General features: G+C 56.2%; 18 protein-coding genes. 9 read left to right on the forward strand and 9 right to left on the reverse strand.

Going from position 1 to position 21,811, the window contains the following annotated elements:
• Positions 1 to 29: 29 nt before the first annotated feature.
• Complete coding sequence (locus ACTHND_RS17495; protein ID WP_440179253.1) at positions 30 to 602, reverse strand: RNA polymerase sigma factor; 573 nt, start codon at positions 600 to 602, stop codon at positions 30 to 32.
• A complete protein-coding gene (locus ACTHND_RS17500) occupies positions 599 to 853 on the reverse strand; it encodes a helix-turn-helix domain-containing protein (protein ID WP_440179254.1) in 255 nt (84 codons plus the stop codon). Before ACTHND_RS17500 ends, ACTHND_RS17495 begins: the two co-directional genes overlap by 4 nt.
• Before the next feature lie 86 nt (positions 854 to 939).
• Here ACTHND_RS17500 and ACTHND_RS17505 point away from each other — a divergent pair, with 86 nt between their 5' ends.
• Together ACTHND_RS17505 and ACTHND_RS17510 are read left to right on the forward strand one after the other, a co-directional pair.
• Entirely contained in the window at positions 940 to 1,218 is a 279-nt protein-coding gene (locus ACTHND_RS17505) for a helix-turn-helix domain-containing protein (RefSeq protein ID WP_440179255.1), read from the forward strand.
• Positions 1,219 to 1,307: 89 nt separating this feature from the next.
• On the forward strand, positions 1,308 to 1,583 hold the full coding sequence (locus ACTHND_RS17510) for a helix-turn-helix domain-containing protein (protein ID WP_440179318.1): 276 nt from the start codon (positions 1,308 to 1,310) through the stop codon (positions 1,581 to 1,583).
• Positions 1,584 to 1,975: 392 nt separating this feature from the next.
• Here the strand turns inward: ACTHND_RS17510 and ACTHND_RS17515 are convergent, their stop codons facing one another.
• Positions 1,976 to 2,968: a helix-turn-helix transcriptional regulator gene (locus ACTHND_RS17515; protein WP_440179256.1), complete on the reverse strand. Its 993-nt coding sequence runs from the start codon at positions 2,966 to 2,968 to the stop codon at positions 1,976 to 1,978.
• A gap of 62 nt (positions 2,969 to 3,030) precedes the next feature.
• Between ACTHND_RS17515 and ACTHND_RS17520 the strand changes: the two genes are divergently transcribed.
• The 7 genes from ACTHND_RS17520 to ACTHND_RS17550 all read left to right on the forward strand — a co-directional run bounded on the left by ACTHND_RS17520 (position 3,031) and on the right by ACTHND_RS17550 (position 10,955).
• Positions 3,031 to 6,372 carry a TM0106 family RecB-like putative nuclease gene (locus ACTHND_RS17520; RefSeq protein WP_440179257.1) on the forward strand — a complete coding sequence of 1,114 codons (3,342 nt, stop codon included), beginning with the start codon at positions 3,031 to 3,033 and terminating at the stop codon, positions 6,370 to 6,372.
• 149 nt (positions 6,373 to 6,521) lie between these two features.
• A complete protein-coding gene (locus tag ACTHND_RS17525; protein WP_440179258.1) occupies positions 6,522 to 7,487 on the forward strand; it encodes a CBASS oligonucleotide cyclase in 966 nt (321 codons plus the stop codon).
• Positions 7,488 to 7,490: 3 nt separating this feature from the next.
• Complete coding sequence (locus ACTHND_RS17530; RefSeq protein WP_440179259.1) at positions 7,491 to 8,003, forward strand: HORMA-1 domain-containing protein; 513 nt, start codon at positions 7,491 to 7,493, stop codon at positions 8,001 to 8,003.
• Positions 8,003 to 8,947: an AAA family ATPase gene (locus ACTHND_RS17535; RefSeq protein WP_440179260.1), complete on the forward strand. Its 945-nt coding sequence runs from the start codon at positions 8,003 to 8,005 to the stop codon at positions 8,945 to 8,947. The genes ACTHND_RS17530 and ACTHND_RS17535 overlap by 1 nt, the downstream gene beginning before the upstream one ends.
• A gap of 12 nt (positions 8,948 to 8,959) precedes the next feature.
• The gene (locus ACTHND_RS17540) at positions 8,960 to 9,700 is read left to right on the forward strand and encodes a DUF6602 domain-containing protein (protein WP_440179261.1); all 741 of its coding nucleotides are present in this window, start codon (positions 8,960 to 8,962) and stop codon (positions 9,698 to 9,700) included.
• A 54-nt stretch (positions 9,701 to 9,754) separates the two neighbouring features.
• Positions 9,755 to 10,375 carry an SMODS domain-containing nucleotidyltransferase gene (locus ACTHND_RS17545; protein WP_440179319.1) on the forward strand — a complete coding sequence of 207 codons (621 nt, stop codon included), beginning with the start codon at positions 9,755 to 9,757 and terminating at the stop codon, positions 10,373 to 10,375.
• A gap of 100 nt (positions 10,376 to 10,475) precedes the next feature.
• The gene (locus ACTHND_RS17550; protein ID WP_440179262.1) at positions 10,476 to 10,955 is read left to right on the forward strand and encodes a hypothetical protein; all 480 of its coding nucleotides are present in this window, start codon (positions 10,476 to 10,478) and stop codon (positions 10,953 to 10,955) included.
• Between the two features lie 52 nt (positions 10,956 to 11,007).
• Here ACTHND_RS17550 and ACTHND_RS17555 read toward each other — a convergent pair whose 3' ends face one another.
• From ACTHND_RS17555 to ACTHND_RS17580, 6 genes are all read right to left on the reverse strand, one after another.
• A complete protein-coding gene (locus tag ACTHND_RS17555) occupies positions 11,008 to 11,682 on the reverse strand; it encodes a DUF2971 domain-containing protein (protein ID WP_440179263.1) in 675 nt (224 codons plus the stop codon).
• A 130-nt stretch (positions 11,683 to 11,812) separates the two neighbouring features.
• Positions 11,813 to 12,715, reverse strand: coding sequence for a protein NO VEIN domain-containing protein (locus ACTHND_RS17560; RefSeq protein WP_440179264.1), 903 nt, complete (start codon positions 12,713 to 12,715; stop codon positions 11,813 to 11,815).
• Positions 12,702 to 14,561: a DEAD/DEAH box helicase gene (locus tag ACTHND_RS17565; protein ID WP_440179265.1), complete on the reverse strand. Its 1,860-nt coding sequence runs from the start codon at positions 14,559 to 14,561 to the stop codon at positions 12,702 to 12,704. Before ACTHND_RS17565 ends, ACTHND_RS17560 begins: the two co-directional genes overlap by 14 nt.
• A 35-nt stretch (positions 14,562 to 14,596) precedes the next feature.
• Positions 14,597 to 15,913, reverse strand: a complete 1,317-nt coding sequence (locus tag ACTHND_RS17570) for a ParB N-terminal domain-containing protein (RefSeq protein WP_440179266.1) — start codon at positions 15,911 to 15,913, stop codon at positions 14,597 to 14,599.
• Positions 15,914 to 15,915: 2 nt separating this feature from the next.
• Complete coding sequence (locus ACTHND_RS17575) at positions 15,916 to 16,692, reverse strand: hypothetical protein (RefSeq protein ID WP_440179267.1); 777 nt, start codon at positions 16,690 to 16,692, stop codon at positions 15,916 to 15,918.
• Positions 16,693 to 16,932: 240 nt separating this feature from the next.
• The gene (locus ACTHND_RS17580; protein ID WP_440179268.1) at positions 16,933 to 21,684 is read right to left on the reverse strand and encodes a DUF3320 domain-containing protein; all 4,752 of its coding nucleotides are present in this window, start codon (positions 21,682 to 21,684) and stop codon (positions 16,933 to 16,935) included.
• Positions 21,685 to 21,811: the final 127 nt, after the last annotated feature.

The raw sequence follows: 21,811 nt of genomic DNA on the forward strand, positions 1-21,811 counted from the left end.
AGCACCATATCTGAGGTTGCATGAACCGTCTATTCGGCCGCGGACGAGCGATCGGACTTGCCCACCGGTTTGCGTCGGCGCCTGGACATGCGGTCCCCAAGCTTTTCGATCAGCATGGCGATGCCCCGGCCCAGATGGCGGTCGACGGTTGTGACCGTGATCCCCAACCGCTTTGCGATCTCGGGCGGTGACAGTTCGTCGAGTCGGCGCATGGTCACCACTTCACGGCAGCGCTGCGGCAGCTGGTCCAAGGCTTCCATGACAGCCGTCAATTCTTCGCGGCCCGACAGCACTTCGAAAGCGTCCGGGCTGTCTTCACTTTCCAGCATCAGCTCCAGGCTCGGCATATTGCGCATAGGCACGACCTTTTGCCGGTTTACCCAGTTGATCGCCCGGCAGTAGACGATCCGCATAACGAACGCCTTCGGATCGCGGGCGCTACGCCACCCCTCCCCCGCCAGGATTTCCGCATAGACGTCCTGGACGATGTCACGAGAGGTCTCGGTCAGGCCGGTTATCCGGCGCGCCAGCGCCAGAAAAGCGCCTTGGTGCGGAAGGACCTCGTCACACAGCCACTTGTCGACATCCCTGAGCCAGTTCATGCCGCGATCCTCCGCGGTTGGTATTCGAGGAAGAAATAACGGACGTGGACATTCAGCGCTGCAGCGGCCCGCAGCAGGAATTTCGGGGTCGCTTCCGCCCCGCCCTCTTCGATCGCTTGGAGTTCGGCGAGGCTGATACCGGTGAGGTCTGCAAGGTCGGATGAGGACAACCGGCGGAGTTCACGGCGGGCGCGCAGGCGGGCGCCGATGTGGAGGTTGATAGATTGCTCCGATATTGCAGTCTCTGACATCCAAAACCTGTGTTCAGTGAACGCTTAGCGTGCGTTTATGTATTCTAGTACATGGGTGGCGACGACCAAATGAGTTGCTATGCCTCATGCTTGTTCGTCGTCTCCTTGGGTGGAATGTTACTCGGCTACGTCAGTCTCGAAACCTGACGCAGGAGGATCTTGCCGGCCTAATTCAGACGGTCGACCAAGGATACCTCAGCCGATTGGAAAACGGCCAACGTAACCCAAGTGCTGAACAGTTGGCCCTTATTGCCCAAGCCTTAGGGGTGACTATCGGCGACCTTTTCTCGTTTGAAGGCGCTCCTCAGGCATATGCGGCGGGCCCCGTCGAAATCAAACCGCGACGTCGCCGCAAGCAAATATGATTTGGCAAACGGGTATGTGCCGAACAACCACATCCAAATATGTACTTAAATACATGGTTCTGCAAGGTCAAATCGACTTGGCATTACACATGGATGTTGAGGCCCTTATAGGTTGGAATTTGAAGCGCCTACGAAAGGCGCGGAACCTATCCCAAGAGGAAATAGGGCTACGCTTGGGTATCGCCGACCAAGCATACATAAGCAGGGTTGAAAGCGGCCAACAAAATCCCACTGCCGTTATGCTCTACCTGATGGCATCTGCGTTGGCCGTAAATGTTGCCGAACTATTTCAGACGGACGGCGTGCCAAACAGAATACTGGCTGGTACGGTCATAATTCGCAGCTCCCGCTCACAGAAGAAATGAATTAGACGAGCAGCCCCTAGTCTGGCCTGTATTACTCATGATTGAAGGCAAAATGGAGCGTCGCGCTCGGTTTCCGAGCGCCGAGCTCTTCGCCTGAGATGGAGCCCTTTAGATGTCCACCATGGAGTCCTTCTACAGTTCCGGATCCTCCCGTTAAAGCCCAGGAAAGCCTAACAGCAAAGCGTACGCGGCGTGGTATCCTGAGATCGAGAAAGCATAAGATCGAGCTTCTGCGGGCATGTTTTTGTGGCGTCTGCGACTCCCCATCGATCCATCTGCACATGTACCACAGGGTCGTATTTGTACGCGCATGCGCTTCTCGCCAGGCATCACAGAGCATAACAGATAGTTATAACTCAGTCGGTTTGATACGTCGTTGTTTTCGTCGTGCCCTACGGCAGGACTTTGAAATCGTCCCGTCGATGGTGTTGGACCAAGTCTATAAGGGCTTGTGGCGCCAGGACCTCGATTGCATCCCCCCACGCATAAAGGTGCCAACACATCTCAATATGCCCCGACGCACGAAACTTGACGACCAACGACCCGTCTTCCATATCCTCGCTCGTCTGAGTGGGGTGAAACATATATCGCCGGGCATGTGGGGCCGCGTCCGCACGAAACTTCCAAATGACTTCCCCGTGTTCAGTGGCATTTTCATAGGACCCGAAACCGCGCTCTGCATGCGTGCCAATATTGAAATTTGGATCCAGCTCGAAACTTTGTTCCAGCACCTCGGCTTCGTATATCTCCTCAACTCGGTAATGTCGCAGGCCCGTTCCCGTCTTCGCCATGTCCCTGGCAACCAAATAGCGCCGCACGCCGAGGAGGAGGCCGTGGGGGGCTACGATACGTTCGCTGGGCCCGTCCTCATCTCGGCGGCGATATACGATCCTCAGAAGAAATGGCCCCTTCAGCGCCTGGGAAATTGCCAGATCGACATCGAAATTTGCTGCCGGACGCGGTCCAGGACGAGCGGCATATCCCAAGGCCTCGAGCAGCGCCTCTTCGTCCACCGCCAACCTCACATTGGCCTGATGGGGTATCAATGCCCTCACCTTCCTTTCGAGCAGACGTAGATTTGCCGCCTCCGCAACCATATCTGCACGCTCTAAGTTTGCGATTCCAGCGGATAAGGAGGCCAGCTCGTCGGCGCTAGGAGAAAGGAGCGGCGCCACCGATCTGGAAGGCAGGGTCCATCGACTATGCCGCTCATGGTCCTCAGTATGCATGACGGCTGGAAAGACCTCCTCCAACGCATCCGTCATCCGTTGCGCCGTGCGGTGAACACAACCGAACTCCTCGGATATCTCAAGCAATGAAATACCTTGCCGGCGCGTCGCCAATATCGCCAAGCGCAACAGCTCCCGAGCCTTCAAATAAGACATTTCGCCTCCGTGACAGTTTTTGTCGCCCTTATGTGATATAGCAACTTCAGAGGGAAAATCTAATGCGCTATATCAATAGTTCCATAAGGCTATCCGCATCTGACTTGATGCGTTTCAAGGGGTGTCGCCACGCCACGACACTTGACTTGCGATATCTCGAAGTCGGCGACCTGTCGCCTTCTGCCGATAGTGATGAGGCGGAGCTGCTGCAAAAGCAGGGTGACGCCCACGAACTCGCTTTTCTCGAACAACTGAAAGCATCAGGAAGGAGCGTCGTCGAGATCCCAAAGGACGGCCTCCCGCTCGAAGCTTCCGTCGAGCTTACGCTTGAGGCCATGCGACACGGGGCAGACGTTATTTTCCAGGGCGCATTCCTTGGTGGGCCATGGGGTGGCTATTCGGATTTTCTAGAGAAAGTCGAATTTCCGTCTGACCTCGGAAACTGGTCCTACGAGGTCGTCGACACGAAGCTGAAGCGAAAGCCGGACCCAAAGCACATTCTCCAATTGTCACTTTATTCGGACCTGTTGGCCGATCTCCAGGGCGTTGCGCCACGGCGCGCGCACCTTGAGCTCGGAAATGCAAGCCGCTTCACAGTAAAGCTTGCAGATGTCTCCGCCTACGCCCGTCACGGCAGGCGCGTTTTCCAAGATTTTCTGTTGGACAGGCCTCAGACGAAAGCCGCGCCTGTCACTGCCTGCGGATTGTGCAGATGGCAGGACCACTGCCACAGCGAATGGGAGAAGGCCGACGCGTTGGGGCTAGTGGCCGGAATTTCAAAAGGGCAGCGAACGAAACTAGAAGACGCGGGCATAACAACGATGACCGAGCTTGCTGAGCTCGCAAGCCGGATTCCCGCCCTCACACTCGAGACACAGCGCCGCCTGCAAGTTCAAGCGCGTTTACAAGTGGCGCGCCGTGCGGGCGGCCAGCCTGCATTCGAACTACGCAACCCTGAAAAAGGCAAGGGATTTGACCTACTTCCGCAACCAAATGACGGAGATATCTTCTATGATATCGAAGGCGACCCCTATTATCCAGGTGGCTTGGAGTACCTTCATGGCGTCTGGTTCCGGGAAAATAGAGAATGGGTGTTCCGCGCCTTTTGGGCTCATGATCGAACATCAGAAGGCAAATCGGTCGATGAGCTCCTGACATTCTTTGTCGGCCATATTGGACAATACCCTGCCGCCCACATCTATCACTACGCCAATTACGAGATCGCAGCGCTTCGCCAACTAACGGCCTTCCATCGCGTTGGAGAAGCGGCAATGGATCAGCTGCAACGGGAACGGCGTTTCGTCGACCTGTTCAAGGTTGTCTCCGGGGGGCTTACGGCGTCAGAAAAAGGCTATTCGATCAAGGATCTCGAGGCTTTCTACATGCCAAAGCGCGAGGCCGACGTCGCGACCGCTGGCGCCAGTGTGGTTTTCTATGAGCGGTGGCGCGAGACCGGGGACGACGAGCTGCTCCAGAAGATATTCGATTATAACCGGACCGATTGTGTATCAACACAGATGTTGAGGGACTGGCTCGTGGCCGCCGTTCGACCATCCGGTGCGCCATGGCCAATGATAGGGGAAGTGCCCGAAGCAGGCCCACTTGCAAATGTGGCTGGTGAAGACGCGGAGACAGAGGCGCTAAAAACCAGGCTGCAGAGTCTTAGAGAAACCTTAGGCGATAGCGTCGCGGACCTGTTGCTTGACCTGAACTCGTTCTACAAGCGCGAAGACAAGCCAGCCTACTGGGCCATTTTCGATCGACTGGTTCAGGAAAGCGAACAGCTCATCGACGACTTGGATTGCATCGGCGGGCTCGAGGCTGTTGGGGAGGCGGTAAAGGTGACCGCTCAATCCTTTGAACGAACCTACAGATTTCCCGCGCAGGAGACAAAGCTTCGCGCAGGGCACAAACCGTGTGTCAAGCCAGCGGCGATGCCCGAGGCTGTGAATCTCATGTCCATCGACCATATCAATTCTACGCTTGTCCTTAGACGAACGCCAAAGAGCGGCCCCCTCCCTGATCGGGTCGACCTGATTCCAGCAAGACCCTTCGCAAAGGACGCGCTCCTCAAAGCCATACCGGCCGCGACAGAGCTGCTGATCTCTTCACCTGGCGCGCTTCAAGCGTTGGAGCATTTGTTGCGCAAGGCGCCACCGGTATTTTATAACGGATATCGATCCCAAATTGTCGCGCCGGATGCGGATCTAGCCGCCGCAGTCAGCGAGGCCGTCGCCGCAATGGACCGGACGACCCTTGCGATTCAAGGGCCGCCAGGCACTGGAAAAACCTACGTCAGCGCCTTGTCGATCGTTGACCTGGTCAAGTCCGGCAAACGCGTCGGCGTATCATCGAATAGCCACAAGGCAATCACCAACCTGCTTCTTGCCATTGCAGATAGGGTCAAGAAGGAGGGCCTCAAGCTTAAAATTGTCCAGAAGGCGTCAGACGAAGGTGATGAGGACGCTGAAGAGGCCATTACCCTGGTTTCTGACAACGACGCGCCTGAACTGCTCCAAGCTCAGATTGTCGGCGCAACAGCCTGGCATTTCGCCCGCTACGCCACCCCGGCATTCGACTACCTGTTCATCGACGAGGCCGGCCAGGTCTCGCTGGCCAACATCGTCGCCATGGCGCGGTCGGCGAGCAACCTCGTCTTGGTGGGCGATCCTATGCAGCTTCCGCAACCTCTGCAGGGCGTACATCCTGGCGACAGCGGGCAATCCTGCCTGGAATACCTGATCGATGGCCACCGAGTTATCCCCAGCGATCGCGGCATATTCATGCCTACCAGCCGGCGCATGCATCCCAGAGTTTGTGATTATATTTCCAAAGCGGTCTACGACGGGCAGTTGCACAGCGATGAAAGCGCCGCAGCGCAGACCCTCACCCTGCCAAGTGGCTCGACTTTCGTCGGCGCCGGCGTGCAACTGGTTACACATCTTGGACGTTCCCAAGTGTGTCCGGAGGAAGTCGAGGCCATTTCCCGGATGATCTCTGATATCCTCGGCGGAACCTACCGTGACCGCGACGGCGAGGAACACACGCTCACCCATGCCGACATATTGGTCGTCGCGCCATATAACGCCCAGGTAAATGCGCTTCGCGCCGCGCTACCCGGGGCCATCAGGGTCGGCACGGTTGATCGGTTCCAGGGACAGGAAGCGCCTGTGTGCCTGGTTTCTATGACGACATCCAGCGGCGAAGAATTGCCAAGAGACATCGATTTCCTGTTCTCCCTAAACCGTATAAACGTCGCCATCTCCCGCGCGCAGACCACCGCGATCATGTTCTGCAGTCCCCTACTCCTAGAGATGCCATGCCGGACAGTCGAGGATATCGTACGGGTCAATGCGCTTTGCGCTCTCGACGAATATGGCCGGAGCCATTTCCCCGGCAAATAAGCCGGATATTCGCGGTTCGTATGATTTTGCGATACTTGGATTTCGCGTGACAGCTTTTGTCACCCTCGCCTGCAAGACTGTAATCATCGCTCCACCAACCCACCAGGTCTGGGCGGCGGCACTGATTACTAACATGCGGGATATTTCCAATGAGCCGATTACACGTCAATCATAACGACATCGTCCGTTTTGCCGATGAGCGCATCAACCTGCCGAAGGATAAGGCAGACGAATACAGAGCCCAAGCGCGGCGCGTGCGCGAAAAGCTTGAAGGCTACCTTGCTGAGCATCCGGACTTTAACCTGAAGAAAATCTTGATGTCCGGCAGCCTGGCGAAAGGCACCGCGCTGCGATCGCTAAACGACATCGACATGGGCTGCTATATCAGCGGCGCCGACGCGCCACACAACATCCGCCAGCTTCTCGACTACCTTGCCGAGCGCCTGCGGAAAGCATTTCCAAACTTCAGTCCGGATCAGGTTCAGCCCCAGACCTACTCGGTCACAGTGTCCTTCCGGGGCTCGGGCCTGGACGTCGACGTGGTGCCGATCCTCTATGACGGCGATCCGAACTGGTACGGCAATCTGGTCAGCCAAGAAGACGGGTCCTTCCTCAAGACCAGCATTCCGCGGCACCTGGAGTTCGCCTCTAAGAGAAAGCGGCAACAAGTTAAGCATTTCGCGCAGGTCGTCCGCCTGGTCAAATATTGGGCGCGCCTCATGAAGCAGGAACGCGATGGCTTTCGCTTTAAGTCATTCATGATCGAGATGATCCTGGCCAAGCTTTGTGACGATGGATTGGACCTGTCCGACTACCCAGAGGCGCTTCAGCACTTCTTCACCTACATCGCCCGGACGAACCTGCGGGAGCGGATCGTGTTCTCGGATTATTACCCCACCTCATCGGTCAAAGCCTCAAGCGACATCGTACAGATCATCGATCCAGTCAACGCGGAGAACAATGTCGCCCGACTGTACACGCGGCAGAACGCGGATGCGATCGTCGAAGCGGCTCTTGACGCCGGCGATGCCATAGACGCCGCGCTTGCGGCCCCCACCAAGCAACTGACCGTTGCCTATTGGCAAAAGGTCTTCGGTCCCTCTTTCCAGGTGTAGAATATGTCCTCCAGCTTCAGCGTCACCAACACCAATACCTTTACCGTTACCCACGCGCGTCACATGGCCGCCAAGGTGGCTACCGACCTCAAGCGCATGCAGCGGCTTTATGGCCAACCTTCGGACCGGGATATCGCCGACTACGAGACCGAGCTAACCGAATTCATCAGGGCGGGATACCTAGATACCGTCGCCTATGGGTTCAAGCGCAACGGCAACTGGATTGAGCCGACATTGAAATATACCGCCCAGGATCTATCCGGCGCCGGGCCTGACGATGACCCAGGCCGCATTCGCCCCGGAGCCGACATCAGTGGCGCAGCCTTTTTTAGCTACCTCACCTACAACGCGGCTTGGGGGAACTTGTCCGATGCGCAGAAGGCTCAATTCAAGGCCCCTCTGCCCGTCTCGCGCAACAGCGGATCCGAACCCGGGATCAGCGGCTACCTATCGAATGATCGAACCTACTCGGCCGGCGGCCGATCCCTTAACCGCGCCACTGTCAGGAGCTTCTAATGAACGCCAGAACCCCTTTCGACGACCTTTTCGAGCGTCGCATCAACTATCCAGACTTCGAGCAACAGGCGCGCTTGGCGCGGCTGGTCGGTCTAGACGACCAGAAGAGTCGCCTGTCAAAAATCCTGGGGCTGTTGGTTAACCCAGCAGGGCTGGAAGCGTGGGCCAATCGTCACTACGGGGGGGCACAGGCCACGCTCGATGCAGTCCTGCGTCGCCCACCGCTTGTGGTCCTCGCGGGTGACGTTGGTTCCGGTAAGACGGAACTGGCCGAAACCATCGGCGATGCTGTCGCCAGGCAAGAAGGAATCGATATTACCTTGCTGCCATTGAGCCTTGCCACACGTGGTCAAGGCCGCGTCGGTGAAATGACCCAGCTCCTGTCGACGGCTTTCGACTACGCCTACGAACACGCCAGCCGGCTAAAGGGCGCGGGAGCGCGCTCCCGTGGCGCCGTTATAATGCTCGTCGATGAGGCCGATGCATTGGCGCAATCCCGCGAGAACGCACAAATGCACCATGAAGACCGGGCCGGCGTGAATGCCTTCATCCGCGGCATCGACCGGCTCGCAAACGCCAAGATACCCGCGGCGGTGATCATGTGCACCAATAGGCTAAGCGCGCTAGATCCCGCGGTGCGCCGTCGCGCCGCGGATGTTCTCACTTTCAATCGACCGAACGAAGAGCAACGCCGCTTCGTCCTACATCATCTCTTGGAGCCGCTGGGCATCGCCGGCGCCGCGCTGGAAAGCTTAGTCGGGGCGACTGGCGCCATCCGCGGCGCTCGAGATTATGGTTTCACCTTCTCAGACCTCACACAACGCCTCGTGCCGTCGATCATTCTCGACGCCTATCCGAACAACCCCGTGAACAGCCAACGCGCGGTCGAAATCGCCCGCGTGATGGTCCCAACTCCCCCCTTCCGCGACGATGCGGCAACCTAAGGATATACAACTATGAGCGATTGGTCCTTGCGCGAGCTCCTGAGCGGACTCCACGACGACATCCAAACGAAACTATCAATCTCGCGACGCAGTTTCAGTCATCCAGGCACAAAAGGGGATGCGAGCGAGGCCGCCTGGCTGGAAATGCTGCAGACATATCTGCCGCAGCGCTACCAGGCGATGTCCGCGCACGTTGTCGACAGCCATGGCGCCTTCAGCGAGCAGATTGATGTCGTCATTTTCGATCGGCAGTACTCTCCGTTTATTTTCAAATTCCAGGAGCAAAGTATCGTTCCCGCGGAAAGCGTCTATGCAGTGTTCGAGGCAAAACAGGTAATCAACGCCGCCCAAGTTGCGTATGCGCAAAAAAAGGTCGCCAGCGTGCGCAGACTGCAGCGTACTAGCTTGCCCATTCCCCATGCCGGTGGCACCTATCCAGCCAAGCCTCTGCAGCATATCCTGGGCGGCCTTTTAACCTTGGAGAGTGATTGGAAGAACAATCTGCTCGGCGAACCACTGAAATCCGCTCTGGTCACCGCCAGCGCAGATGACCGGCTGGATATGGGCTGCGTGGCGGCGCACGGTGTTTTTTCGTGTGATGATAAGGGATGCGCCGTAATTTCATCGATGGAAAAGCCCGCGACGGCGTTTCTCTTCGACCTGATCGCGCGGCTGCAGGAATCCGCTACGGTACCGATGATCGACATCCGCGCCTATGCACGATGGCTGGATGTCGCTGCGCCCAGGGCCTGAGCCATCAACGACGTTGCGCCTTATCTTCAGGGCGTTAGGGCTAACGAGCTCGCCATTGTCCTAGCTGAAAAATACGACGTTGAACGTGTAAATAAGCGATCAGTCCGAGTGGCTACGTCGAAGGCCGAGATCGATGTCGTTCCCGTTATTGCCTACCGTGACACCTACAAGATCGCCGATCGTGAAATCGAGGCTTGGAGAAAAACCGACCCGAAAGGCCACAAGATCTGGAGCACCGAACGTAACAAGGATTTTGGCGGCGCCTTCAAACGTCTTGTCAAGCTGATGAAGTGGTGGCGGCGCGAAAACCTCAGCGGCAAACGGCCCAAGGGTTTCGTCCTAGAAGTGCTTATCGCTTATCATTCGCCGTATGACGAAACCCACTATGGTGAGGCCTTTACCCAAGCGCTCGAAAATATTTACGACGCATACAAGGACCATGCGGCGCGAGATCAGAAACCGATTATCGAAGATCCTTTGGTCAAAAACAACGATCTATTGGCCAAGGTTACCGTTCCACAATGGAAAGCATTCCTTGGCAAATGCCGGACTTACGCGGGTTATGCGCGTAAAGCTCAGGACACCGATGACATGGAAGAGGCCACAAACCTGTGGAGGAAGGTATTTGGCGGCAGGTTTCCCAGGACGACCTCTCAGGGCGCAACATGGCTTTAGTTTCCAGCCGCGGCTAATTTACACTGACGCTTATTCATCCCGGCTCCCGCAGCGCCAAGGCCATGGCATTTACAAACCTTATCGTAGACAGGAAATTAAAATGATGAAACCTACGCAAATCACTGACAAGCTATTTTACGGCGCTGACGCTGTCTGTACGCATGATCCTGCGAGCGACGTCTCAGTGGTGCATGCCTGTAAGACCTGTCACAGCCGACGGCTTGGTTACAGTGGCAGCCTGGCACCCACGCATCCCAATTATCTAGCGTGGTCGGGGCAGCATCATCTCTATCTAAATCTGATCGACCCGCCAGCGCCCTTGTTCAAGCTGGAAAGCTTCGACCACTTCTTTCGCTTCGCCGACGTAGAAATTCGAGACCGACCTCTTCTCATCCATTGCAACCAAGGGGAGTCTCGTGCTCCGTCATTAGCTTTGCTATACATGGCCAAGCGGCTAAACCTCTTACCCGACGAGAGTTACCAAGCCGCAAAGCTGGAATTCGAAAAACAGTTCGTCTATCGACCCGGCAAAGGAATCCAAACCTTCCTCGGACAGAATTGGGCGTCCCTCGGGAAGTAACCCGTTGGGCAGACACACGACCTATATCCGCATCACTCTGAAATAGGCCTCATCACTCCCATCGTTCTGGTAACCGATCCCAGAGTGCTGGGTTTCGTTGCGTCACCACGCGAAATGATCGAAAAGCCAATCTGGTGCTTACAATTTTGACATCAGCCAGGTCGTCACCAAGAGCATCGGCGATCATTTGTCGTCGGATCGATGAACGCGCTCCAATATAAACATGTGTGAGCTTCATATCCGCTGCAAAATACTTGAACTGTACCGGAGGTCCATCTGGATCCAAACTCGCCCAAGCGCGAACCTCTCGTTCGTAGCGCCAATGAGAAAATTTCGTGTTGACCAATTGCCTTGCGATGTTCAGCGAGTCCTCAGAGCTTGTATCCGGATAAATAAGTCTATCAGCTGGCAGCCGGTGACGAACATACCTGACCGGCATAGCGCATCTGTCGTCCAGTTCAAATCCGAGACAAAGGCCACGATGCCGATTGGCATAATGGCCCCACATGACCGTATTATGCCAATCTCGGCTAAAGCAAAGTATGCCCATTCTTTTGGCCCAAGTATCACGCAAAACGCGCATCGCCAAACGGGAAAATTGATCGGTCTGTGTTCCAGCCATCAATTCGAACGGGTCATTGAGCTGGTCAACGCGAGATATTTTCAGACGTCGTAGTCCTACCGCTTCGACGCCATATTCTTCACCGATAAAATGATAGACCTGCATATGCTTTCTCGGCCGCCCAAGTTTGCAGCGGAACAATTCGAGCACGCCTCGAGGTGTCCACTTTCACACCGTCACCCTACCCTAGGGTTGCCCGCCAGGGCAGCGAGCGGGAGTGCTTTCATTTAAGCTGTTAGATAAAGCCAGGCACAGCACTATCCTGCGCCAGTTCGAGTTCCGCAGTTCGCCAATCTTCTTCCTTCGGCGTCAGCAAAGCGGATTCAGTCCACTTAAAGCTAGGTGTGTCACCCGGCACGTTTTCCTGAAGCCAGGTCGGGCGTAATTCTCGGATTTCGGCAACATGCTCGGCGCCGATGCGCGTAGTCGTAAACACCGATCCAGCGAATATGACTTGAATTATCCGCCAGCTGTCCTGGTAAATAGTCGATTTCTCAAACTCGTTTCGCGTCAGATGGAACTGCGTCTGCGTATTCGCTGTCGCCGCTTTGACCTCGATGCGGTCTTTTACAGGCGCCTGGCATTCAATGTCATATCCAATTGCGTCGCTAATTTTCGCCGTATGGATTGGCTGGCGTCCTGCAGCCTCTAACGCCGCCATCAGCAGCAATTCCGCAGCGTCGCCCATCTGTTTCTGGAAGTCTTCGTTCTTTCGCTTAGCGATGGGTTCGTAAATGTCGATCAGAAATTGGTCGAGCTGCGGCTCAAGCCAGATCAAATCTTGCAAGTCTTTTTCTGGGATATATTCTCGACGAACCTCATCATCCTTCACCGCCATGTGAATCCAAAACGGCAGTCGCGCCTTGATAAGCAAACGCGCCACTGTCAATAAGGTCGACCGATCTAGCTCGCGCCACAAGGGCTGAAGGGCTTCGCTCACGCTCACGGTTTCGCTGACTGAAGCTAATCCGCACGCCATCATGTCATTGGCGATTTGATTGAGGTCCAACGCGTGCGCCATTTGCGTCGCTGAGTTACGCGCGGCATTAATCCACTGGGCCGTCGTTTTGTAATTGCCAAGAACGGCCGCACGACAAAGGAGGAATGTACCCTCGCATTGACCTTTACTGGGCAGCACGGGACGCCCCAACGACATGCGCCGCAACCGCGTCCATATCATCACTATAGACCGGGGGGCCGGCCGAAGGGTCTTCCGGGTCAGGCAGTGAAACCAAAACCAAGCCTGGATCATCCATTAAGATCGATAGGGCCTTCACCTTGTCTCTCAACCGGCTGTCCACGGAATCGTCTATAGTGTCTTCACTAACCAGAAGCGTGAACCGTGTTTCCGTGCCTTCTGCAAGGCCGAGTCTGTGTATGCGGTCCTGGCTCTGCAGAAACTGCCCCGCGTTGAACGAACGATCTAGGTAGATCGCATGGTGACAGTCATGATGTAGACTGATCCCCTCCCCGGCGGCCGCAGGATTGGCCAATAGCACCGAGCACTTGGCGTCCGTTCTGAATCGCTTTAGCTCCGCTTCTCGCGTGACCACGTTGGGCGGAGCCCCATCTTCAGGCGGAACACCGCCATGAATGACCGCCGGATTATAAACGCTAAGATAGCGTTGGAGCGCCTTGATGTTCCGAACAAACGACGACCAGATGAGGATCTTTTCATGTCTTGACGCGGCGTCCGCGACAATTTCCGCAACAACCTTGTACTTCCAAGGTGTTTCATGCAACGCATAGTTCTGCAGCATGTCCATCAGGCTTTGGTCATCACCGACCGGCAAAGGCGGATGTTCAAATCCGGCGTCGTCGTCTGGATCGGATCCCGCCGCAATCAACATCGGGTTGGTCGCCGCCTCCAGGAGATACATGACCACCCGGCCGAGCCGGCTAAGTTCGCGGCGGTTAGGCGTGTCGACGGCAAAGGCCGAGCTGAACTTGCCGATGAGGCCCTCATATATGGCCTTTTGGATAGGGCCCATGGGGCGCCGAATGACCTCAAACGTTGTATCTGGAAGGTCTAGTTTCGATTTGGTCGTTCTCACAAAGTATTTTGCAATAGCGTTCTGCGTGTCGCGCAGAACGATAGGGTCACGCCCTTCCTTTTCCATATAGGTCATCGCCGGCAATATTTGACGGTCCTGCCCAGGATACAGAAATTGCATCAGTGCCACGAGATCAAAGGCGCCTTGCGGTGCCGGCGTGCCCGTAAGCACATCTCTACGCCGCGCCGCATAGGCCAGATCTAAAGCCGCCTGACCATAGACTCCGCCCGCGCCCCGCTTGATCCGATGCGCCTCGTCTAAAATGACTTGGGTGGGAATCTCTGACACATACTCCCGAATACGATCATAATCAGAGGCCAACCGATTATAGTTGGTCAGCAATAGATCGGTGTTTTCAGGAATGACCGAGCCGGCCCCCTCATGCACGCAGATAACGGGCACCGGCGCGATACACGCTTCTGAATCCACTTTCCAAGCTTCAAAAGCGGCGATAGGCGCTACAACCAACAAACGCTTTACGATCCCCCTGGCGCGATTGACTGCGAAGGACGCCAGCGCGACCGTGGTCTTGCCAGCGCCCGGAACGGAAAAATCCGCGCCATGTGGAAGCCGCAGAATCACGCCCAAATTGTCGAGCTGGAACGGCTTCAGCTGACGGACAAAACCGGCCGTCTGCAATTCCTTCGCCAAACCTTCTCGGTCTACGGGAGCATCGTTTGTTATGCTGCCCTCGCGTCTCTGCCGATCCGCCGCGAAGCTCTTAAGTTGGGCGGTTAGCGTGTCGCCAAGTCCAACCGCTGTGCCAAACATAGAGCGCACTTCCCGCAAGACATGAATGTCTGCGAAAAAGGCGTCAGCCTTCAAATCCAGTCGCGTGTGCGAGCCACCGATAACGCCGCGCGCAAAACCCTCCTGGATACGCGCCCAGGCGCCAGATTCGCTGTCCGCTTCCCGCTCCAATATCACCACGGGCCGCCCCGCCCTGACGTACAGCTCCGCGCGTATCATGGCGTCTGCGTAAGCTGATGCGCCAACGTCTCCGCCCGCGTCGCCAGCTCAACAAACTCAGCGCTATTCCATTCGCCATACTGTTGCGCCCTCGGCAAAGAGGCGGCGGCCGCTTCCAACTCCTTAATTGCCGCCTTCAGTCGGGCTACCGGTTTTGTGACCGCGTCCTGATCCTTTTTGTCTTCCGAAGCTTCAGACGCGGCCGCATTGATCGCCGCTTGGATCGATCCAAACAACTGATCGACTTGGATCGACCCGCCGCCAACCAAAGGTATGACCTGCTCCTTCTTCTTGTCAGCCAGAAAAGACAGCACAGCCGTTAGCCTGTTGCCCTCGTCAGGAGCGCCCAAAAGATCATCGAGCGGATCCACGGCGCCCGAGGGCGTCGTCGCGGCGCGCACCGTCTCCATGAACGGCTGAAACGCCGAATCCTTCTCCATTTCATGCAAAACAAGCTCAGAGGCGTCAGCGCGGCGCAAATTCCGCAGCGTGCGATAATTCGAACCGGCCAGGGTGCCAAGGAAATAGGTCGAGCGGACGCTGTCCTGCTCTGGTTTTGGCTTGTTTTTGATGTGTTTATTCAGTTCATCAAAAGCGGATTCATTGTCCTTAAAATCGATATGCAAGCGCGCGCCATTCGAGAGCTCGACCAGCTGGTGAAGCTGCTGCAGCTTTTCAAATTGGCTGCGAACGTCCGTAACGTCCCGGTGCATCTTCTTTGCGACACGGGCAAAATCCCTGCCCTCGCGCTCATAAAGCTCTTCGATAAGCCAGGCCTCGTTGACCCACGAATAATCTTCCTTGAAGTCCTTGGAGACCTGCAATTCGGCTTCCAAATCAACCAGTTCATCAGGCGTGGCGTCGTCCGGCAGAACAAGGCAATTCACATATTGCGCTTTGAGATATGTGTCGTCGAGATAAAGACTTTTCAGCGCCGCCGACCGGCGGTTGCCATTAATGAGAATGCCGTCACAGGTGATGATCGCCGGCTCTTGCTGGCCGCGTTCTTTCAAATTGGCCTTGAGAACGTCAAAGCCATCTTGCGCCTTCAGGATATTGTACTGAGCGGTTTGCGCGGCCTCGCCGGATGGGTCGGCGGTAAAGAGCGACGGGTTTTTCGCCAGCTGAATCGCGCGCATCTGCTCGGCCTTCGTTCGGTGATTAAGCGTTGAAAACAACACCCATTTCACGTCAACCTGCACCAGATCCAACTCTTTTGACTCGCGAGGCCATTGGGGTAGCAAGACCTTCCGGACCTTTGTCCTGGCCTTCAGAAACTGATAGCGTTCTTGATCTACAAGCGGATTGGCCATGACTAGCTCCTGTATGAGGTTGAGAGACCGGGCCCGGACGCCGATCCGATCGAAACGCGAATGTTGCCGCCTCGCTTTTGGAAGCCCACAGATCCAATAAATGAAGGCGACTGTTCCTGATCAATTCCGAACAAAGACAGCAACAGCTTCGGAAAATACCGGCTTTCTCGGCCATTCCAGTTCCACTCGTTCACGCCATCCGCTGGCCTAGGCATGACAAAAACACATGGAGGCGGCACGCTTTGCCCCCCCACCTCGATCGCATAGCCTTGCTTAGGGCAGGGTCGACCGGAGGACCCGCACATCTCATTGTGGAAAATCACCCCGTCTAAAACATCCAGCGGCTTCGTAAAAAACCGCTGGCGCAGGCGATTAATGCCCTTCGCGACGTGGACGCCGGGCTCGTAGGATAGGCTCGAACACAACCACCAAAGATAGGTCTCTTTCGCCCATTCCGGTGCGGACCAGTTTAAACTGCTATGCGCGCCATCGGGACAGCCCTTTTGGATAATCGCGATGTCGCCAAAACCGGGCGCGGTCAGTCTGTATACAGTGTCCTGACCATATTCGGGATCTTGTACATCACTGATCAGCCCTTTTTCCAGCATCTTGTCGAAAATGGCCCGCAGGAACGATCGTTTGTCAGCTGTTTGAGCCGAACCGCTCCCCCTAACCTTCTGAATGGCAAGCGGCAAAGCCGCCCGATATTCGTCGGGCGTTAGTCCCTTGGACGTCAAAAACGCGCGGTCAGCGCCCAACGTGTTCAGGATTTCAAGCACCTTTATCACCGTGTCAGGAGGCGGCGCTCCATGGTGACGACAAGGCAAAGATGTTTCGGCGCTCAATACAAGATCTCTCTGCGTTCGCAGCATAAGGAACACATCGACGACACCGTCGCCGCACTGTATGTCCGCAGGCTGCCCCCAGCTCACAATTAAACGATGCGAATCTAAGTCGCCTCGAGAAATCAACTATAAATACACATTATCCTACATCTCAACGTATTTTGTCCGTCCAGGTTACAAATTGCCGAGGACAATCAGGCCGTTTCTATCGGCAAGCTCACCGCGGGCTATTAGCCGATCCATCTGTTCATCAATAAGGCTGCGTAGCTGACCGCTGGTCGACGCGAAGCCAAGCTGACGCGACACCGCCGTCGCAAGCTCAATGCGGTTCGCGCCAAAATTCCCCCTTACCGTCTCTATAAGGCCCGCCTGAATTTCGGCCGGAGGCAACATCTCAATTCGCCTCAAACTATAGGACTTAACCCTCGACCGATCCCTAACCCCAACCGGCGTCTCGGCGGAAGTCGACAAGAACTCTTCGTCCTGAACCATGACATTACGCGCAAGGCATAATCGGATGGCGTTGATCACCGTGGCGCGTATCCGATTGCCGGCGCGTTGCAGCCCCCAAAGATTACGTATACGGGTGACCACTTCGTCGACATGAATTGGCCCCTCCACATCCACGATCTTAGCGACATAGGTCGCCATGATGTCTCTGGAGGTAAAATGGGGTTCGACCGCTTGGTTCACGGCGAACCACGCTTCAACATAGTCGCTCCGTCCTGCCCCGTCGTCCAACCCCACATCATCCGACTCGATCTCCGCTTCGGCGTGAACCTCGTCATCATAGGTGTCAGCGACCGGCGCCGGCATGTCCTTCTCAATCAGGACTTCCTCATCTCGCTCGCGCCATTCGTCTTGCGCCGCCCTGATCGCCGTCTCAAGCTTCTGCAGCTCCACTTTCGGCCTTAAGTACCAGTCGGCACTCCAAATCCGGTGAATAATCCAGCCATGCGCTTCCAAAACCTGCTGCCTGAGGCGGTCGCGGTCACGCGCCGATCGGGACGAACGATATTGCGCGCCATCACATTCAACGCCAAGCAAAAACCGTCCCGGCTGATTTGGATCAGATACAGCCAGATCAATTTGGAAGCCGGAAGCGCCGATATGAGTTTTAACATTGTAGCCAAGCTCTAGGAGCCGGTCCCGAACCTGTTGCTCAAAATGGGTTTGCGCGTCTTCGGTCGCCGCGTTGTCCGGCGCGAAGCGGCCCGTCTCCGCAAATGTCAAAAACAGTTTTAATGCAGCGACGCCTCGCGAGGGCGTCTTTTCCAGATCGATGTCCGCCCCTTTGAAATTGCAAAAGACCTCGCACCGGCTTTTCGCCCTGGAAATCAGGACATTTAAACGGCGCTCACCGCCCTCTCCACTCAAAGGACCGAAGGCATGGGCAAGCTTGCCGTCCTTTCCTTTTCCATATCCGACAGAAATAAGAATGACGTCCCGCTCATCCCCTTGAATATTTTCGAGGTTCTTCACAAAGAAAGGCTCGCTGCCGCCGCCGCTAAAGAAACCCTCGCAAGCTGGTCGAGCCCGACGCAGCAGCTCCAATTCCTTCAGAATCGCTTGGCGTTGCACAACAGAAAATGTCGCCACGCCTAGACTTTGGTCAGGCGTGTTTTCCGCATGCGCCATAACCGCTTCCGCGACCCGGCGGGCTTCGACCGGGTTGGTGCGGCTGCCGCCACGCTCGTAAATGGACTCTGGCAGATAGTGGAGCTTCAGTCCCATTCCAGCGACAGCATCAAACGGACTCGGCACAATGAGGAGCCGGTTATCGTAAAATTCCCGATTAGACACCGCGATGAGGGACTGGTGCTTTGACCTGTAGTGCCAGCTCAGCATGCGGTGCGGCGCGCCCTTCGCCAGGCACAAATCTAGAATGCTCTCGGCGTCCTTTGCTTGGATGGGCACATCATCATCTTCTGGCTCTTCTTCGCCCGTCAATTTCTTGAAGAATGAGGTCGGCGGCAGTTGGCGTTCATCACCGACGACAACCAGTTGCTTTACCCGCGCAATGGCGCCAAGCGCGTCAACAGGTTCGATTTGACTGGCCTCGTCCATCACCAGCAGATCAAATTGCAAACCGCCTGGCTTTAGAAACTGCGCCACCGAGAGCGGTGACATCATAAAAACCGGCTTCAACTGCTGAATCGCCGGCCCAGCCTTGTCGAGCAATTGCCGAATAGGCAAATGGCTGCGCTTTTTTGCAATTTCCCCATTCAACACGCCTAATGGCCCGATGCCGGACGCGCCTCGCGGGCGGCCTTCATTGTGTTGAACCGCGATCTGCTCTTTCGCCAGCTCGATGCGAAGCCGATCAAGGCGTCGGAATTCGTCGACCTGCTGATTATGCGCCTCGCCATCGAACGCTTTCAACGCCGGCCAGGACGCGAAGAGCTCATTCCGCATTACGTTGAGATATGCGCCGACGAGCGCCGCTTCGATCTGAGGGCCCATAAGCTCTCCCTTATGGATTGCCTGAACGATCGCACCGGCGCCGAGGTCAACGAGCTGACGGCCCCGGGAGGCAAAAGCGATATATTGGCTGAGCCCTTCAACGTTGCCTAGCCAGTTCGTAAAACGAATATTGAGGGGTTGCAGCGACACGTCCCCAGGCGAGTGTTTCAGGCCGAGCTTCAAGGTTTTGAGGATGTGATCTAGTAAGGTTTTGAAAGCGGCAAGCGTCGCAGACAGATCGTTTCTGGCCGTTTCAACTTCGGCGACTTCAGATTGAGACAGTCGAGAAAAAGCCGCCCAGGTCGCTTGAGGCGGCGCGATGTTCGCTTGCCGCCAAGTCAGTATCTCTTCAAGACGAGTCCAGTCGCTGTTGTCACCTTTCCAGACCTGACCGAAGACACGCCCTATTGGCGCGCGCGCCTGAAAATCACGTTCCGCATTTTGCAAAGATATAGCCAGATCAATGAGCTTCAATCTCTCCGAGGCGTCCTTTGGCAGAGGCGACGTCAGGTAGGACCGCAGATGGGCGACGTTGGCGCGATATTGACCATCTAAAAAGCGAAATAGCGACGCGCTCTTAACGACAACATCCTGCCGAATGGCGGTGTAGTCGGCCGTTAAGCCTGTCTCATTGAAGAGGCCCCGCGCTGACGTACGTAACGTATTCAACCTTATGCCTGTATCAAGCAGCTCGCGAATACGCGCCAGATCACTCCAGTCCGTATGACCAAGGGCGCTTCGATCGACCGAAGCCGGGGCCGTGGACACCTCCAAATAGGCAAGCGCTTCATCAAGATCGGAGAGCCGCGTCGGATCAGGCCCGACAAGCCGTGTCTGCGCCGTCGCCGCCGCTGTCAGGCAACGCTCGAGCGCCTGTTGGACCGCAGCGATGTCCTTCATAAGCCTATCGCGTTCAGCGGGATCGAACGCATCAGCCTGGACGCCGCGCCAAGGATTTTGTCCTATCGGCCCGAGCGGCGTGAGCCTCTCCGCAATCTCTCGAGCGAGTGCGACGCGTTTTGCGACATCGTCTTTGGACCAGGCCTGCGCGCCCTCAAGTTCATAATCTTCGCCGGGTCGTCCGTCCCTCTCCCAGGCCGATAGTCGCCCGAGCAAATTCTGAGGCGTCAAGCCTGACGGCTGGAGGGGCGCATGAAGCCTATGCACAAACGCGTTCAATCCGCCGGTCGCTTCAGCCAGTCGATCAACGACGCCCGGATCCTCGCGGCTCGTCTTCAGACCTGAGTCCCGCGTGCGTTTCAGCTCTTCAAGGACGGCGCGCTTATTAATCTTATTTGAGTGCAGTTCAAGCGTTAGAGGCCCAAGGCCCACCTGCTTCAAACGACGGTGCACCACATCTAAGGCCGCCATCTTTTCTGAAACGAATAAAACCTTACGGCCACGCGCCGCGGCGGCGGCGATAATGTTGGTGATAGTCTGAGATTTACCCGTACCCGGCGGTCCCTTAATGACTAGAGTTCGGCCGCCAGCCGCCTCGGCGATTGCCACGGTCTGGGAGCTGTCGGCGTCGACGACATGATGCAGATCTTGCGCGGGGATTGCATCGTCGATCGACAGAGATTCCGGAATAATCGGATCGGTTTGCGCAAAACCATCACGAAGCAGCGCGGAGACCAGGGGGTTTTCCGCGAGCATCGCGTCTTCGGGCCAATTTTCAGGGTCCAAATCGCGATACATCAGAAATTTTGAAAACGAGAAGAAACCAAGCACCATCGCATCGGGCAAAACGTCCCAGTTCGCCTTGCTCGAAACCGTTTCGGCGATGCGCCTGAAATACGCCGGTAGATCGAGTGAATCTTCGTCCTTGAAATCCTCTATGACCAACCCGAACTCAACCTTCATTTTGGCCTGGAGGGTAAGATTGGGCGACGGCGGCTCGTCTCGCCACTTCAGTTTAAAGATATCTGCGGCGCTGAAGCGCTCGAGCTTAACGGGCAGCAATACGAGCGGCGCGTGCCGCACCAAATCGGAATTATCAGCATCCCGCCAACGCAAAAGCCCCAGCGCGAGGTAGAGAATGTTCACGCCCTGCTCTTGCTCTAAGGTCTGCGCGTCATACCAAACATCGAAGAGACGTTTCTGCAAACCTTCCGAAGTCAAGCGCGTCTGAAGTTTGGTGTCGGTATGGCGAGCGGCCTTCCCATTCGCATCGAGATCGTCGTCGTCGGGTTGCGGAATGCCGCCGGTTTCAATGTCATCCTCGTCAAGGTCCGCTCGCTCTTCCGCAGACAACTGGGCGCCGGCGAGGAAGGTCATGTTCTTGCCATCGCTTAACGTACGAAACACCTCGGCCGCACGCTCGTCAACGATTTCAACGGCGCGGTTATTGCGGGTTCTCAACGGCACGTTCAACAAACGGTTGCGTGTCGAGAGATCAAGCAGCGCATGGCGCTCTTTCAAAAGCCGCTCACGGATCGAGATGATTGAATCGCCGTCTGCCATTCGCTTCCCCAGTTTTCACAAAGCTATCCGCCTGAAAGACACCGAGAACAAGTAGGTTTCAGCAGAAATTCGCACATGAAGCCTATGACCACATGATCTCTGCGTCAATCAGACCGTCGTCCAGGAC

It is taken from the genome of Asticcacaulis sp., assembly GCF_051954415.1.
Classification (GTDB): domain Bacteria; phylum Pseudomonadota; class Alphaproteobacteria; order Caulobacterales; family Caulobacteraceae; genus Asticcacaulis.